Source organism: Halalkalibacterium ligniniphilum, assembly GCF_000334155.1.
GTDB classification, from domain to species: Bacteria; Bacillota; Bacilli; order Bacillales; family Bacillaceae_D; genus Halalkalibacterium; species Halalkalibacterium ligniniphilum.
Genome location: NZ_ANNK01000048.1, coordinates 1 through 16,076, shown reverse-complemented (window position 1 = coordinate 16,076; position 16,076 = coordinate 1). Strand labels below are relative to the sequence as shown.

At 41.5% G+C, this 16,076-nt stretch carries 12 protein-coding genes; 2 read left to right on the top strand and 10 right to left on the bottom strand.

What is annotated here, in order from left to right; all coding sequences use genetic code 11:
* Window positions 1-1,312: 1,312 nt before the first annotated feature.
* A complete protein-coding gene (locus BLT_RS0104145; RefSeq protein ID WP_017726548.1) occupies window positions 1,313-2,389 on the bottom strand; it encodes a bifunctional 3-deoxy-7-phosphoheptulonate synthase/chorismate mutase in 1,077 nt (358 codons plus the stop codon).
* 273 nt (window positions 2,390-2,662) lie between these two features.
* On the opposite strand from BLT_RS0104145, the gene BLT_RS0104140 reads away from it, so the two are divergent.
* A complete protein-coding gene (locus BLT_RS0104140) occupies window positions 2,663-4,834 on the top strand; it encodes a cell division protein FtsA (protein WP_017726547.1) in 2,172 nt (723 codons plus the stop codon).
* Window positions 4,835-4,855: 21 nt separating this feature from the next.
* On the opposite strand, the gene BLT_RS0104135 is transcribed toward BLT_RS0104140, so the two are convergent.
* Together BLT_RS0104135 and BLT_RS0104130 are read right to left on the bottom strand one after the other, a co-directional pair.
* Window positions 4,856-5,290 (bottom strand): YtxH domain-containing protein, encoded by a 435-nt coding sequence (locus tag BLT_RS0104135; protein ID WP_017726546.1) that lies wholly within the window; start codon window positions 5,288-5,290, stop codon window positions 4,856-4,858.
* A gap of 1 nt (window position 5,291) precedes the next feature.
* Window positions 5,292-5,741 carry a DUF948 domain-containing protein gene (locus BLT_RS0104130; RefSeq protein WP_017726545.1) on the bottom strand — a complete coding sequence of 150 codons (450 nt, stop codon included), beginning with the start codon at window positions 5,739-5,741 and terminating at the stop codon, window positions 5,292-5,294.
* A 186-nt stretch (window positions 5,742-5,927) separates the two neighbouring features.
* On the opposite strand from BLT_RS0104130, the gene BLT_RS0104125 reads away from it, so the two are divergent.
* Window positions 5,928-7,043, top strand: coding sequence for an aminopeptidase (locus tag BLT_RS0104125; protein WP_017726544.1), 1,116 nt, complete (start codon window positions 5,928-5,930; stop codon window positions 7,041-7,043).
* Between the two features lie 41 nt (window positions 7,044-7,084).
* On the opposite strand, the gene murC is transcribed toward BLT_RS0104125, so the two are convergent.
* From murC to BLT_RS0104090, 7 genes are all read right to left on the bottom strand, one after another.
* On the bottom strand, window positions 7,085-8,383 hold the full coding sequence (gene murC, locus BLT_RS0104120; RefSeq protein ID WP_017726543.1) for a UDP-N-acetylmuramate--L-alanine ligase: 1,299 nt from the start codon (window positions 8,381-8,383) through the stop codon (window positions 7,085-7,087).
* A 338-nt stretch (window positions 8,384-8,721) separates the two neighbouring features.
* Window positions 8,722-9,819 carry a nicotinate phosphoribosyltransferase gene (locus tag BLT_RS0104115; RefSeq protein ID WP_017726542.1) on the bottom strand — a complete coding sequence of 366 codons (1,098 nt, stop codon included), beginning with the start codon at window positions 9,817-9,819 and terminating at the stop codon, window positions 8,722-8,724.
* A gap of 238 nt (window positions 9,820-10,057) precedes the next feature.
* Window positions 10,058-12,967: a DNA translocase FtsK gene (locus tag BLT_RS0104110; RefSeq protein WP_017726541.1), complete on the bottom strand. Its 2,910-nt coding sequence runs from the start codon at window positions 12,965-12,967 to the stop codon at window positions 10,058-10,060.
* 209 nt (window positions 12,968-13,176) lie between these two features.
* Window positions 13,177-13,785, bottom strand: coding sequence for a YtpR family tRNA-binding protein (gene ytpR, locus BLT_RS0104105; RefSeq protein WP_017726540.1), 609 nt, complete (start codon window positions 13,783-13,785; stop codon window positions 13,177-13,179).
* Between the two features lie 193 nt (window positions 13,786-13,978).
* Window positions 13,979-14,779: a DUF1444 domain-containing protein gene (locus BLT_RS0104100; protein ID WP_017726539.1), complete on the bottom strand. Its 801-nt coding sequence runs from the start codon at window positions 14,777-14,779 to the stop codon at window positions 13,979-13,981.
* 265 nt (window positions 14,780-15,044) lie between these two features.
* Window positions 15,045-15,365, bottom strand: a complete 321-nt coding sequence (locus tag BLT_RS0104095) for a thioredoxin family protein (protein WP_017726537.1) — start codon at window positions 15,363-15,365, stop codon at window positions 15,045-15,047.
* Between the two features lie 26 nt (window positions 15,366-15,391).
* Window positions 15,392-16,076, bottom strand: a 685-nt coding sequence (locus tag BLT_RS0104090) for a PTS transporter subunit IIC (protein ID WP_017726538.1), incomplete at its 5' end; no start/stop codon positions are given.

Below are 16,076 nucleotides of genomic sequence, written 5' to 3'. Positions count from 1 at the left end.
TACGATACAATCATAAGGTCCGCAATGGCTTTACCCCACTTATACCATACCGCCAAAAATGTGTCACACCTTTTTTATTTAGAAAAGCTTGGGCTCTGCCAGATTCTCTTTAAAGAGTGCATTCTTTTCGAAGTCCTCTTTCCTCCCTTCAAAGACGGAAGTTCGGCAGAGCCCTTAGCTTTTCTTACTTCCCAAACTTTTCCCTCTCTCACCCTTCATAATGGTTGTTCGAGAAAAACAGACCGCTGTTTTTCCTCCCCTCTTTATGATAGGGGAGGGGCGCTCTTTTTCAGACCTTATAAACCTCTGTTTCAAAGCTTGGGCTCTGCCAGATTCTCTTTAAAGAGTGCATTCTTTTCGAAGTCCTCTTTCCTCCCTTCAAAGACGGAAGTTCGGCAGAGCCCTTAGCTTTTCTTACTTCCCAAACTTTTCCCTCTCTCACCCTTCATAATGGTTGTTCGAGAAAAACAGACCGCTGTTTTTCCTCCCCTCTTTATGATAGGGGAGGGGCGCTCTTTTTCAGACCTTATAAACCTCTGTTTCAAAGCTTGGGCTCTGCCAGATTCTCTTTAAAGAGTGCATTCTTTTCGAAGTCCTCTTTCCTCCCTTCAAAGACGGAAGTTCGGCAGAGCCCTTAGCTTTTCTTACTTCCCAAACTTTTCCCTCTCTCACCCTTCATAATGGTTGTTCGAGAAAAACAGACCGCTGTTTTTCCTCCCCTCTTTATGATAGGGGAGGGGCGCTCTTTTTCAGACCTTATAAACCTCTGTTTCAAAGCTTGGGCTCTGCCAGATTCTTTTTAAAGAGTGCATTCTTTTCGAAGTCCTCTTTCCTCCCTTCAAAGACGGAAGTTCGGCAGAGCCCTTAGCTTTTCTTACTTCCCAAACTTTTCCCTCTCTCACCCTTCATAATGGTTGTTCAAGAAAAACAGACCGCTGTTTTTCCTCCCCTCTTTATGATAGGGGAGGGGCGCTCTTTTTCAGACCTTATAAACCTCTGTTTCAAAGCTTGGGCTCTGCCAGATTCTTTTTAAAGAGTGCATTCTTTTCGAAGTCCTCTTTCCTCCCTTCAAAGACGGAAGTTCGGCAGAGCCCTTAGCTTTTCTTACTTCCCAAACTTTTCCCTCTCTCACCCTTCATAATGGTTGTTCAATTAAACCTAGCGCTGCTTATTACGAAATATATGTGTCTCTTTATTCTTTCCCTTTCATCCTTGCTCTTTATACGACGAATGAAAAAGCCCCCCTTTAAAGGAGAGCTTTTTTGTAAGTTTCATTCAATGAAAGGTTGCCATGCTTACGCTGACTAGCGTATTACCCTTTATATAAGCCTGACGCTAATAGTTCATCAACAAACTGATTGAACTGGTCGATGTCCATTTGCTGCGCTGAATCAGAAAGAGCTACTGCTGGATCAGGATGCACTTCTGCCATGACAGCATCTGCGCCAATTGCAAGCGCTGCTTTTGCAGTCGGTAATAGTAAATCTCTACGTCCAGTTGAATGAGTTACGTCAACTAAGACAGGTAAATGTGTCTCTTGCTTAAGGATTGGAACAGCTGAAATATCAAGCGTATTTCTTGTCGCTTTTTCGTATGTGCGAATTCCGCGCTCACAAAGCATAATTTGCCCGTTTCCTTTTGAGACAATGTACTCAGCCGCATGGATGAACTCTGAAATGGTTGCAGATAAACCACGCTTCAGAAGAACTGGTTTATTTACAGCCCCTGCAGCCTTCAATAGTTCAAAGTTCTGCATGTTACGAGCACCGATCTGAATCACATCAATGTAATCAAGAGCTTCTTCAATATCAGCAGGGCTCACAATTTCACTAATAACAGCCATGTCATATTCTTGAGCCACTTGCTTCAAAATTTTAAGGCCTTCAAGACCTAACCCTTGGAAATCATAAGGAGAGGTTCTCGGTTTGTAAGCACCGCCACGCATAAGCTTTAAGCCACGCTCTTTTAATGCTTTTGCCACCGTCGCAACCTGCTCGTAGCTCTCTACTGCACAAGGTCCTAAAATCAGACGCTGTGTACCATCCCCAACTTTTTCCCCTTTAAGATCAACGATTGTATCCTCAGGATGCTTCTTTCTGGAAACAAGTAAAGCTTTACTATTATCTTCTTCTTGAAGTTCTAAACTTGCCTTAAAGATTTCTTTGAATAAATGTTGGAGCGTTGATGTTTCAAACGGCCCTTTATTATGTTCAGCAATATGGTTTAGCATGTTTCGTTCACGTACTGGATCGAAACGGTTCACACCTTGCTTGCTTTTTAATTGTCCAATTTCTTGTACAAGTGCTGCCCGCTCATTAATTAATTCGAGAAGCTTTAAGTTCACATCATCTAGCTTATCTCTCAATACATCTAACTGTTCATTACTCACTATGCTCCACTCCTTGTTTTCTGCTTCTTTCAATTAAGGATAATTATAAACGAAAGAAAAACGAATGTCACGAACTTTTTCTTTATTGATTAGACGCTTTTAAGTACTAAAGTATTTTTTGTTGATTTTTCAATTGTTACAGAGATTTACTTAGGATTTAAAAATTTTTAATTTCCTATCCACAACAAGTTTACGCATTGGATTAATGACGAATACTGACGAATCCGATAAACTAATTATAATCTATCATTTTTTATAAGTAGGTGTTCGTTCATGTCAGTAGAAACCGTTTCACCTGTCTTTGCCTTAGATATTGGGACGCGCTCTGTTGTTGGCTTATTATTAAACAAAAGTCAAGGTCTTTATGAGCTTGTGGATGTTGAAATCATCGAACATGACCAACGTTCAATGCTAGATGGACAAATTCATAACGTTCCTGCCGTTGCTGCAGTTATTCAACAAGTAAAAGAAGCACTCGAGAAGAAGCACGGCCCTTTAAAAAGAGTATGTGTTGCAGCTGCTGGTCGCTCATTAAAAACAAAGCGATCTTCCTTCCATTTGAATATCGATAACAAACCGATGTTTGAACGTGACGATTTATTACATCTTGAATTAAGTGCCGTCCAAAAAGCTCAATTTGAACTTGCCCAAGAGGAAGATGAGACAAATACACTCCATTATTATTGTGTCGGTTACTCCGTCCTTTCCTACCGATTGGATGGAGAGGAGATTGGTAGCTTACTTGACCAAACAGGACAATCTGTTTCCGTTGAGGTCATTGCGACGTTCCTTCCCAAGGTCGTTGTTGAATCTCTCCTTGCTGCACTTTCCCGAGCAAACCTGGAGCTTGAAGCCTTAACGTTAGAGCCGATTGCTGCCATTAATGTACTCATTCCTCCATCCATGCGTCGGTTAAATGTAGCACTTGTTGACATTGGCGCAGGCACATCTGATATTGCTATTACCGATGAAGGAGCTGTAACGGCCTATGGCATGGTACCTGTTGCAGGTGATGAAATTACCGAAGCAATTAGTGATCACTTTTTACTCGACTTTCCTGATGCTGAACGTGTAAAAAGACAGTTAGGAAGTGCTGAGCAAATCGTGGTTCATGATATTCTCGGTTTTGAAACAATGTATGCAAAGGAAGAGATTTTGACTCCCATACAGCCTGCCATCAAACACCTTGCTTCATCCATTACTGAAGAAATCCTTGCCCTAAATGGTAAGGCACCGAAAGCAGTGATGCTTGTAGGAGGAGGGAGCATGACACCAGAGCTCACTGCCTCAATTGCAGATGCTCTCCAGCTTCCTGCAAATCGCGTAGCCATTCGCGGTATTGACGCTATCAAAACACTAGCTAGCTTGCCTAGCCAGACAGGACCAGAGCTTGTAACGCCGATTGGCATTGCGATTACTGCAAAAGAGAATCCCATTGAGTACATTAGCATTGAGGTCAATGGGCAAATACAGCGTTTGTTTGATGTAAAAACACTTACAGTGGGGGACGGCCTTTTAGCTGCTGGAGTAGAAGTGGCTAAGCTTTACGGAAAACCCGGTATGGCGATGATGGTTACCTTTCAAGGACGGTTAATTACGATTCCTGGCGAGTATGGTCAACCACCAAAATTGTTAAAAAACGGTGAACCAACAACCTTAGATGCAAAGCTTGAGGCGAATGACCACATTGAAGCGGTTCGAGGTGAAGATGGAAAAAAAGCTCAGCCTTTGATCGGAGATCTAGTAGAGGATCTTCCATCCTATACGGTCTACATTAATGATAAAGAATACGTGATTCGTGGGGAAATTTACCGAAACAATCAACCTGCAACGTTAAAAGAGCCAATTTGCGAGCGTGACGAAATTAACGTAAAGCTCCCTGCCACCATTGCTGAATTATTCGCTCATGTCGGTATTATGGATAATGAGTTGAAACCATTTTATGTTTTTGTTAATGGCAGACAAATTGACCTACATCAAGCGAATCCCTCGCTAACAAAAAATGGCAAGACCGTCAATCTAAATGCAACCGTTCAAGCGTATGATGCGATTAACTACGACACAGAAGCAAAACAAAAACCAACGGTATCTACACTGCTTGAGCAGATGAACATGCAAAAAAGCATCAATATTACAGTTACCTTTAACGGAGAACCTGTGACGCTTGAAAAAAGCCTTGTTGAAGTATGGAATCATGAGAAAAAGCTTAACTTAAGCTCAAGCCTTTCAAGAGGAGAAGAATTAATTTTGAAGGAAAAAGAAGCGGAGCCCTTTTTATTTCAAGAATTGTTTCAATTCATCGAAGTCGATCTTGCCCCTTCACGTTATCAGTCGGTGACATTCCGAAAAAACGGAAAAGATATCTCCTTTCAAGCCCCTCTTATTCATGGGGATCGAATTGAAATGACGCTTGTTGAAAAGCCAAGCAAAAACAGCCCCCTTTAGGAGGGCTGTTTTAAGCATTGATTAATTCTTCACTTTTTCATCCTCTAAATTCGCTTGAATCTCATCCACTTCTTTTTTTACATTTTCGACAATTTTTTCGCCTGATTCTTTTACTTCAGCAGTAAGATCCTCCGCTGATTCCTTAATATTTTCGGCTTCTTCTTGTGTCAATGCTGTTACATCTTTTACTTTATCAATCACTTGATGAGATTGTTCGTTCACTGCTTTTGCTAAATTTGCAGACTTTTCTTTTGCATAAGTAGCCCATTCATTCCCTTTTTCGTAAGCATTAGACGTAAACTGACTCGTCTTTTCACGAGCAAGCAGCGCTTGTTCGTTTAGGTCTGTACGAAGCTCTTTTCCAGACTTCGGTGCTAGTAAAAGCGCAGCCGATGCCCCAACAAGCCCACCTATTAATGTACCAATTAAGAAATCCTTCGTATTCATTTCTGCCATGTTATTTCTCCTCCTTTATGTCATTAAACTGTCTGTTTCTCTTTGTTTTTTCTTTGAATTTTGTATAAAGATCAATCGCTACATTTCCCCACTGAACAGCTTGGGCAATTTGTTCAGATTGACGTTCTGTTTGAAGTACAACACGCTCTGACACTTGCCGTAATGAGCGATTGACCTGCTGAACAGAGTCTCCAATCTCTTTTACAGATTGAAAAACCGTATTGAGAGATTCTGATTTTTGCTGAATGTCATCAGCTAATCGATTGGTCCTATGTAAAAGTTCTTCTGTTTCCTTTGTAATTCCCGTCATTTGCTTTTCTAAACCTGCCATTGTGTTCGCCACATGGTCAAGGGTTCGTGTTGTAGACTTTAATGTTTTCACAAAAAAACCAACTAATATAGCAAAGGCCACTGCAATGATCGCTGCGCTTACGTATAAAAGAATTTCCATTCTCGCTACTCCACCTCCTCAACACTATTTACTTACCCAATTTTTCGATTTTTAAAACAGAAACTTATTCTAATTTTATAATTTTTCGAGAAAAGATGCTAGCTTTGTGCATTTATCTTCCTTGACTATTAAGTTTTTAGCAAATCATATACAATAGGAAAGATGAACTTAAGGAGGTATTTTTTTATGAGAGATCCGCGAATTGAGACACTAGCTAGAAACCTTATTCGCTATTCCGTAAACCTTCAAAAAGGTGAAAAGGTGCTTATTGAAAATTTTGGACTGCAGCGAGAACTTGTTACGGCTCTTGTTCAAGAAACCTATAAAGTAGGAGGACAGCCTTTTGTCTTACTGAAAGACCATCAAGTCGATCGCTCACTTTTAATGGGGGCATCTGAAGAGCAGCTTCAGTTAACCGCTAAGTTTGAAGCAAATGTGATGAGAGAGATGGATGCCTATATCGGTTTACGCGCAGGTGATAACATTTCAGAGCTATCCGATGTTCCTGGAGAAAAAATGGCCCTACATGGAAAAACGGTTGGCACAAAAGTTCACCGAGAAATTCGTGTGCCAAAAACAAAGTGGGTGGTGTTACGTTATCCAAGCTCATCCATGGCTCAGCTTGCAAACATGAGCACGGAAGGCTTTGAGGACTTCTATTTTAATGTTTGTAATTTGGATTATAGCAAAATGGATAAAGCGATGGATGCCCTTGTCGATTTAATGAATCGCACAGATAAAGTCCAGCTTAAAGGACCTGGAACAGACCTCATCTTCTCGATCAAAGATATTCCAGCCATCAAATGTGCTGGCCATATGAACATTCCAGATGGAGAGGTGTATACGGCTCCTGTGAGAGATTCTGTGAATGGGACGATTACATACAACACGTCTTCTCCATATCAAGGTTTTACGTTTGAGCGTATTTCTTTTACATTTGAGAACGGAAAAATTGTGAGTGCTACATCCAACGACGATGAGCGCATCAACCATATATTAGATACAGATGAAGGAGCACGTTATATTGGCGAATTTGCCATTGGGGTAAATCCATATATTCAGCACCCAATGAAGGATATCTTGTTTGATGAAAAAATTGATGGAAGCTTCCATTTCACCCCAGGTCAATCCTATGAGGACGCCTGGAACGGAAATCAGTCCGCCATTCATTGGGACATCGTTATGATCCAACGTCCAGAGTATGGTGGTGGGGAGATTTATTTTGATGATGTTCTTATTCGCAAAGATGGTCGTTTTGTCATTCCAGAGCTTGAAGCATTAAATCCTGAGAACTTAAAATGATCATGAAAAGGACCTGTCTTCATCGACAGGTCCTTTTGACATTAGGCGAGTGATTGCTCATAAGCACGTTGAAATTTTTGAATATCTCCTGCGCCCATAAAAAGCAAAATACCTTCTTCATGGCTCTTTAATGACATAATATCCTCTTCAGGTAAAACAATCGCACCTGGAATGAGTGATTGTAAGTCCTCAATCGTTAAATTCCCACTATTTTCACGGGCTGAACCGAAAATATCACATAAATAGACACTGTCAGCTTGCTTGAGTGCATCGGCAAATTCATTTAGAAACGCCTTTGTTCTCGTAAATGTATGGGGTTGAAAAATCGCCACAACCTGCTTACTAGGATATTTTTGCTTCGTTGCCTCAATGGTTGCGGCAATTTCCGTTGGGTGATGAGCGTAATCATCGATCAGCACTTGCGCTCCAAGCTTTTTCTCGCTAAAGCGACGCTTCACACCTGGGAACGTTTTTAAATGATTTTCTAATACTTCTACAGGCACATTTTCGTAATGACAAAGGGCGATAACCGCTAAAGCGTTAAGAACATTATGCTTTCCGAATCCAGGAATGACAAACGTTCCATAAAAATTATTTCGCACATATACATCAAATTTCGTGCCTTCTGCTGTTACACTCACATTACGTGCTTGAAAATCATTGTCTTCGCCGTAGCCATAATAGACAACAGGTACGTTCGCATGAATGCCTTGAAGGTACTCATCGTCACCACAAGCGACAATCGCTTTCTTTACCTGCATAGCCATCTCCTGAAACGCAGAAAACACATCTTCCACATTTTTGAAATAATCAGGATGATCAAAGTCAATGTTCGTCATGATGCAGTAATCTGGTCTGTAATTTAAAAAATGACGACGGTATTCACAAGCTTCGAATACAAAATATTTGCTGTCTGCTTCCCCTTTTCCTGTTCCGTCCCCAATCAGATAAGAGGTCGGATAAGCGGAATCGAGCACATGAGATAACAAACCAGTTGTTGACGTTTTCCCATGAGAACCAGTAATCGCAATGCTTGTAAAACGTTGAATAAAATCGCCTAGGAACTGTGGATATTTTTGTACTTCTAGCCCCAGCTCTTTTGCTTTTGCTACTTCTTCATGCTCATCTGAATAAGCAGCAGAAACAATAATCTCCTGGTCTTTTTGGATATTTTCACGATTAAAAGGCAAAATAGAAATTCCTTTTTCTTCAAGAGGCTTTTGTGTGAAGAATTGTTTCTCCACATCCGAACCTTGTACGTGATAGTTCATATCATGGAGCACTTGTGCTAACGCACTCATACCCGAACCTTTAATTCCGATAAAATGAAATGTTGTCATTGTTGGACCTCCATACTTCTCATGGTTTCAACCGCGTCCAATGTCTCTATGTAGTCAGACTTTCTCTTCTAAATGAATGAAAAATCAATTGGCATGTTTAATTCTTGATATATTATAACAGAAAACACCTTGAACACAAATTTGCATAGTGACTAAACTTCCTTGATTAGTATATGTGCCGACAGTAAGAATAGCACAGCATTTGCCCATAATAACAAATTCTCTTGCGCTTCACTAGACCTAAAAGCAGAAACATGTCTAATTTCTTATCGCGATGACGACACAATAGACATGAAAACATCCACCTGAATGAGAAAGGTGGACGAATGACTCATTTTTTATTCAACAAGCTCTAAACGAGGGTTTTCGCGATATCTTCTCCCTGCTTTTGCTTCATGCTCGCCGTTTAGTAACACGTTATCCCCAGTAAAGCCAATGTGAATTTTTAATAAGCTACTGCCGACACCATAAATATCAACAGGCACTCCTTTTTTCTCGTATTCAGCGATGCGTTCTGCATTAAAACCGCCTGTTGCGATGATTTTCACATGATGAAATCCTTCCGCATCAAGGGCTTCACGGAGGGCAAACAATAAAGTCGGATTCGCTCCTCTAGGATCAAAATCTCCCATCACTTCTGGTTGACGACAGAAATATTGATCCACCATCGTTCTCGATGTATCGACACGAACACCCTTTAAGTCTTCTCCGAACTCACGGGCGACTTTTAGTGAATCTGTGATCACATCATTATTGTAATCCACAAGTGTCATTAAATCATCCTCTGGATACATTTCCCTGTATGCATGTGTAGCAGCAACCACGTCACCTTGAAACAGCTGAATCAACGCATGAGGCATCGTTCCCATTCCTTCTTTGCCCCACCACTCATTCATGGCGTGTGTTGCTTGAGCCGTAGAGCCACCAATGTAAGAGGCATAGCCGTCCCCAGATTGCTGCGTAAAATGATCATCACGGTCCCCCATGAATATAATCGGTTTTTGTTTTCCTGACAGCCTCGCAGCTTTTACGACATTATAGACATTTGTTGCAACAGAAGTCCGTCTCGCAAATATCCCATCAATAATGCCTTCTAAAAATCCAAAATTCTGATAAGGACCTGTAATCGTTAAAACCGATTCATAAGGCTTGATTTTATCACCGTCTTTAAGAGAACGGATTTCAAGCTCCTCTGGATTTTTAGCAAACGTCTTAATTAAAGCAATCACTTCATCGGTTCCACAAAGGATCGCTTCTTCTTTTTGAAAAAACTGCATTGTAACAATGTTATCCTTTTTAAACGTTTCCACGATCTTCCTTGTTTTTAGAAAATAAACAGCAGAAAACCAACCTTCACGGATTCGCTCGTCAAATTTAAACGTCTTATTTGTTAATCGTTTGATTTTCCCTTGCATTTTTAATTCGATTTCTTTCATGTCCAGCCTTGACTCCTTGTTTTCATCCCTTAGTGTGACTGTTCATTGAGCATACCCTATGAAAGCGTACGCCTCGCTCGAGTATAAGCTCTCGAGCGGATTGGCGTTGCTAGCTAGAAACGTTCTAGTTTTCGCTTATTTTTTATCTCGGGTAACCATTGATAGGACGTTAGTCTGTTTTTCGATAAATCTAACATCTATCATATAAAACCTTCCTAAAGATTACAAGAAAGAAAAATCAGTCCTCATGACCTAAAAGAAAACGCTCTTGAAATTCAATCTCATCGATTAAAACATGTCGGGGCTTACTTCCCATTGCTTCAGATACGACCCCTTGCGCCTCCATCATATCAATCAACCGAGCGGCGCGATTGTACCCAACTCTGAAGCGGCGTTGCAAGCTGGAGGCAGAAGCTGAGCCTTGTTCAATCACATGAAGGCAAGCCTCATCAAATAATTCATCCTCTTGATCGAAGTGCTCCTGAGCTCTTACTAGCTGCTCGTTCTCTAAAAGATAATTTGGTGGCTGCTGTTTTTTTACATGGGCAATAATATGTTCAATTTCCTCATCAGAGACGAACGTTCCTTGAACACGTATTGGCTTTGCTGAACCATTAGCGTGGAACAGCATATCTCCTTGACCAAGTAAACGTTCCGCACCGTTCATGTCTAAAATCGTTCTTGAATCAGTCTGTGAGGATACTGAAAAAGCAATACGAGTTGGGATATTTGCTTTAATCAAACCAGTAATTACATCAACAGAAGGTCGCTGTGTAGCCAAGAGGAGATGGATTCCACAGGCACGGGCTTTTTGTGCGATTCGGCAAATAGAATCCTCTACCTCCTGTGGCGAGACCATCATTAAATCAGCCAATTCATCAATCACCACAAGAATATATGGCAAAGCAGGCTTCTCCACTGACTCTGAATAAAGATCGTTGTAACGAGCTAAATCTCGGACGCCATTTTGGCTAAACAGCTCATACCGTCGTTCCATTTCGCCAACCACCCATTTTAACGCAGCCGTTGCTTGCTTTGCATCCGTTATGACAGGTGTAACAAGATGAGGAAGGTCATTATACGGTGCAAGCTCAACCATTTTCGGGTCAATCAGCATTAGCTTAACCTCTTCTGGTCTCGCTTTATAAAGCAGGCTAATCAAAATAGAATTGATACAAACACTTTTACCAGAACCTGTTGCCCCGGCAACGAGTCCATGAGGCATTTTATTTAAATCAGTCACTACAGGCTGTCCAGAAATATCTAGCCCTAAGGCAACCGTTAAAGGTGATCTTGGCTTTAGAAACACATCTCTCCGCAAAATTTCACGAAGCATTACAGGTGAAGATACACGGTTAGGAACTTCAATGCCAATCGTATTTTTCCCTGGAATCGGAGCTTCAATTCGTATATCTTTCGCTGCCAACGAAAGCTTAATATCATCCGTTAGTCCTGTTATTTTATTGACCTTTACTCCACGGGCTGGTTGAATCTCAAATCGAGTGACAGAAGGTCCTTTTGTAACATTAACGACCTTTGCATCGACATTAAAGCTTTGTAGCGTCTCTTCTAACAATAATGCTTGTTCATCGAGCCACTCACTGTCATCCTCTTCTGCTTTTTCAGGATAATGAAGAAGTTGGATGCTAGGAAATTGGTAGTTTTTTTCCTCATTTTTAGTCTGATGTGTGACCCGCTTCTGGCTTGCCCGATCTTGTGGCAGCATCAACACATTAAATGGAATGGAGGTCTTTCTTTCTGGCGTTTTTTCTTCCACTTCTTTTTCTTTGACTACATTGCTTCTAGTCTTCTCTTCCCCTGTCGTTGTCTGCTCAGCTTGTTCCATTCCCACATTATCAATAGTTGCAGCCACTTGCTCACTTTCAGTAGCTCCCTCTGCATGGTCAATTTGTTCATTTCTATCTTCCGCCCCCATACGGTTGCCTGATGAGACCATGATTGCATCGTCTGCTTGTTCGTCGATTTGAGCAATAGCTTGACTTTCTGCCTCTTTCTCACAGCTCTCAGGTGTGGAAACACCATTCTTTTCCCATTCAAAATCCTGATCAGCTTGTCCGCCTTCGTTTTCAAACGTCTCGCTTCTCTTTATGACCGGAGGACTCTGCTCATCATTGTATGCTGCAACCTCAACCTGCTCTTGATTGTCCCATTCATTAGCTTGTGTTGATTCTTCCTCGGTTGAATCGTTCTCATTCACGTCCGCAGCGAGCGATTCCTGTTCGATTATAGACTGGAGACCTTCTTTCTGCCAAACCTCTTCCATTTCGTATGCAGACGGTTCTTGCAGTTCTTCTGCTGTGGCTTGTGCTGACTCTTCCTCTACTTCTACACCCTCACTTACATCCTGAGTAGGAAGCTCCAGCTCCGTTTTCAAGCTGTAGCTTTCTTCAGCCACATGCTCCATATTTATATCCACATCATTCTCTTGCCCTTCTTCGCGTCGATGGCCGTCTCTAGACGTCTCTGTTACCGTTTTCCCTTTTTCCAACCGCTCACCCGTATGCTTGTCACGGATAAGGCTCTCCTCTTCCCTTGTCTTACGTTCGTCTAGTTTACGTGGTATTTTGCGCTCCATACGTTTTCTTTCTTCAACACGGAAAGGCACGACATTTCCTAATAATTCTTGGTCGGCAATAGAGGAAGGATTAAGCAGTGATAAATCAGACGGTTTCGTAGTTAGCAAATCAATGGTTCGTCTTGGTCCACCTTTTCCATCCTTAAAACCATAAATCGGTGAAGGAATGGAGGATGGTTTGAAATGCGGGTTATTAAATCGCTCCTTCTTTACCTCTTCTCGTCCTTCTGTTGTATCACTTTTTTCTGTTATTGCTACTGGCTTCGTTTCTCTCTCTGCTTCGGGTGATTCTTCCCTTCTTTTCTTTGACTTAGATTGTCTAGCGATAGGAGGTGCTTCATCTTCAATTAAAGGAAACCGGAATTTCCCTGGTTTTGGGTATTGATGAATCACCTTCGACTCTACTTTTCGTTCCTCCGTATGTAACCTTCCATATTGTCTAGAACGTTTGGAAATTGATTGAGAACGTGAAGAACGAGTCATTGGTTCCTCTTCTTCTCTTCCTAAAAACAATTGCTGGATTCGCTCCAACCAACGCAAAAATGTTCCCAACGTTTTCACCTGCTTTCTATACTAGTACATTTTCATCATCGTTTCCTTCAATTCCTCTTTCAGCAGAAAAACCACTAGTTTAACTAGTGGTTCATTGGTCATTCTTTTGTTCTAGATTGAAGAATTTCAACATCCTAAAAGTCCCCAACCTTAGAACGTTAGACCAAACGAATACTCAATCGGAATCAAACAATTAGAATAAACACTTTTTAATTTAAAAGGAATGCTTCCCCTATGACTCGATCCTCTTCTAAGACAAGGATCCCTTTTTCCTGAGGGGCATTTGCTAAATTCAACTCTTTTGCAGAGCAAATCATTCCAGTAGAGTCGACACCTCTTAAAACTGTTTTTTTTATGACTAGACCACTTGGCATCACCGCACCTTCCAATGCGACAACAACCTTTTGTCCAGCTTCCACATTCGGAGCACCACAAACAATTTGTAACGTTTGATCGCCTACATTTACCTGACAGACGCTTAGCTTGTCTGCATTTGGGTGCTTCTCTTTTTCTTCCACAAAGCCCACAACAAACTTAGGAGACAAATCCGCTTGAAGCTTCTCTTCCACACCATTTTCATCAAAAATAGTGTGGATTAAATTCAAGATTTCATCTGTTGCTTCGATTGGTCCATGACCATCTATCTCACCATACGTACTCGCATTAAAAAGGTTATAACCAACTGTTTGCCTTGTTTTCTGGTCATAAATTCGGACGACATCACCCTTTTTTTCAAATGAGCGATCTTCTTGTGAGACATCACCTAAGGCAAGGATGAGGGTATCACCTATCCCTTGTCGATTGTAAAAAACGTTCATTTTTAACTCCTTTTTTCATCCAGTAATCATCAGTTTCGACCTCTATTGTACCACAAAATCACTCATGAGAGGCTCGCTCTTCACACTTGAATGAAAACGAGTCCTCAGATTTCAATAAAGGTGGTGTGAGCGAAAGGCTTCGTTGTCTTATCGACTTGAACTGAAGCTCCGTCCCCTTTTCCATAGAAAGAGATTACGACTGTTTTGGTTTTCGTTGAGCAAGAATAAAGGTTGGTTCTAATTCACCATCCTCATATAGAAAAGGTAAGGCTGTAATCGGAATGCGACCTTGACTGTAAAATTGAAACGCAACCTGGGCAAGAACATCATAGCCACGTTCGTTGACAATGTCAGCAAACAGTAAGACATCCTGGTGAGGGACGGCAACCGCTAATTGTCCTTCTGCTTTTTTTGCCATTTTTTCAAGGAGCGACTCGTCTAAAATGCGGCTCGCATCGTAGCCATCATTTGTGTTCAAAAAATAGAACGTATTTCCGGCTACCGTATCCTCTTTCAGATGCTGAGGCAAAGAACGCACATTAAATAAAGCCATTTCACGGATCTCTTTTGCCGTTAAGCCTTCTTTTTCTATGAGTTCTTCATTGATGAGGGAATAGGAATTTCCAAAGTCCACGGAATAATAAACACGGGTTTCTGCCGTGTGTTCATCATATATTAATGGCTTCCCATCAGGTGTCTCCGTTGGAAAAGACGTTGCACGAATGACAGGAAAAACCGTTTTTTCTTTTCCTTTTACCGTAACAGACTTCACCATGGCTTCCATGCCTACTTCAATGTAACGAACGGTCTCATCAATGGCTGCTTCCTTTTGCTGTTCTACTTTTGCCGCCAACGGCTTTAACGCAATCGTCATCCCTTTTTTTTGCTTTTTATCTTCAATGCGAAGGGTTGATTCTTTATGGTCATACGTCAACTGCCACTCATCGCGTTCTAAGCGCTGTTCGAGTATCCGACGTAATTCTCTTACTTCCATTGGTTTTTCCTCCTACTATCTTTGGATATCCTTAGTTTAACATGTTCTTTTTATGCAACCAAACGGATAACGCTGCCGTCTCTCACAAAACTCTTGATGAACGAATGACCTTTTTACAGTACCCTGCATGAACGGATCGCCCTTCACACTTGGATGAAACTGAGGACCCTTTTAATGAAGGGATGTAAGCGACACGCTTCTAGCTTTGTCATTCTGTCCCTTTTCACAGAAAAAAAGAGCACCCGTTTTGGACGCTCTCTACCACTTATTTTGTCGCTGCGTTTGATAAAAACTGCTCAATTTCTTCTTTCGTCTTTCGGTCCTTACTGACAAATCGGTCCACCTCTTGTCCATTTTTGTAGACAAGAAAGCTCGGAATCCCAAAAACGTCTAATTCTCTACATAAATCAATAAATTCGTCACGATCGACGTAATAAAAAGTAAACTGTGGAAAAGCACTTTCGATTTCTGGCAAAACAGGTTCAATGACGCGGCAATCTGGACACCAGCCTGCAGAAAACATTAGGACAGCATCCTCTTCTTTCGTTACTTGCTGAAACTGCTCCATTGATTCTAAATTTTTCATTTTCACAACCGCATCCTTTCTCATCGTTATGATTGTTCAATTTTCATATCACCGAAGCGAATCCACCCTTTTTTCCGAAACCATTCAGAGAGGAGCAAACTGATGATTGCAGGGCCTAGGAAATGCAGAAGAAAAACAGACCATGCTACGTTCGCCGAGAACCCCATGTCAGTGAACGTCATGATTTGACCGACAAGGCCACTCGTTCCCATCCCTGCACCAGCAGGATTATTCGTCATCCCAAAGATGACTGTCGCAAATGGTGCTAAAATGATTCCTGCAACCGTCGGTGGAACTAAAATCAGGGGGTTTTTTATAATATTTGGTACTTGGAGCATGGACGTCCCAATTCCAATCGAAAGCAAGCCAGCCCAACGATTTTCTCGAAAGCTACTAACGGCAAATCCAATCATTTGAGCAGCACAACCGACCGTTGCTGCCCCAGCCGCAATGCCTTCAAGGCCAAGCATAAACGCAATCGCCGCGCTTGAAATCGGTGCAGTAAGAGCAAGCCCCATTAATGTTGCAACGACAATTCCCATTAATATGGGACGGAGCTCTGTTGCCCACATAATAATTTCACCAAAGCCTGTCATCCCTGTTTGAATGATTGGACCAATAAGGCTAGCGGTCAAAAAGCCAGTCATAATGGTCACAAAGGGTGTAACAATAATATCTACCTTTGTCTCTTGAGATGCAAGTTTTCCGACT

Coding starts and splice junctions, on each gene's coding strand:
- BLT_RS0104140 (WP_017726547.1), top strand. CDS start 2,663: ATGTCAGTAGAAACCGTTTCACCTGTCTTTGCCTTAGATATTGGGACG.
- BLT_RS0104135 (WP_017726546.1), bottom strand. CDS start 5,290: ATGGCAGAAATGAATACGAAGGATTTCTTAATTGGTACATTAATAGGT.
- BLT_RS0104130 (WP_017726545.1), bottom strand. CDS start 5,741: ATGGAAATTCTTTTATACGTAAGCGCAGCGATCATTGCAGTGGCCTTT.
- BLT_RS0104125 (WP_017726544.1), top strand. CDS start 5,928: ATGAGAGATCCGCGAATTGAGACACTAGCTAGAAACCTTATTCGCTAT.
- murC (WP_017726543.1), bottom strand. CDS start 8,383: ATGACAACATTTCATTTTATCGGAATTAAAGGTTCGGGTATGAGTGCG.
- BLT_RS0104115 (WP_017726542.1), bottom strand. CDS start 9,819: ATGAAAGAAATCGAATTAAAAATGCAAGGGAAAATCAAACGATTAACA.
- ytpR (WP_017726540.1), bottom strand. CDS start 13,785: ATGAACGTTTTTTACAATCGACAAGGGATAGGTGATACCCTCATCCTT.
- BLT_RS0104100 (WP_017726539.1), bottom strand. CDS start 14,779: ATGGAAGTAAGAGAATTACGTCGGATACTCGAACAGCGCTTAGAACGC.
- BLT_RS0104095 (WP_017726537.1), bottom strand. CDS start 15,365: ATGAAAAATTTAGAATCAATGGAGCAGTTTCAGCAAGTAACGAAAGAA.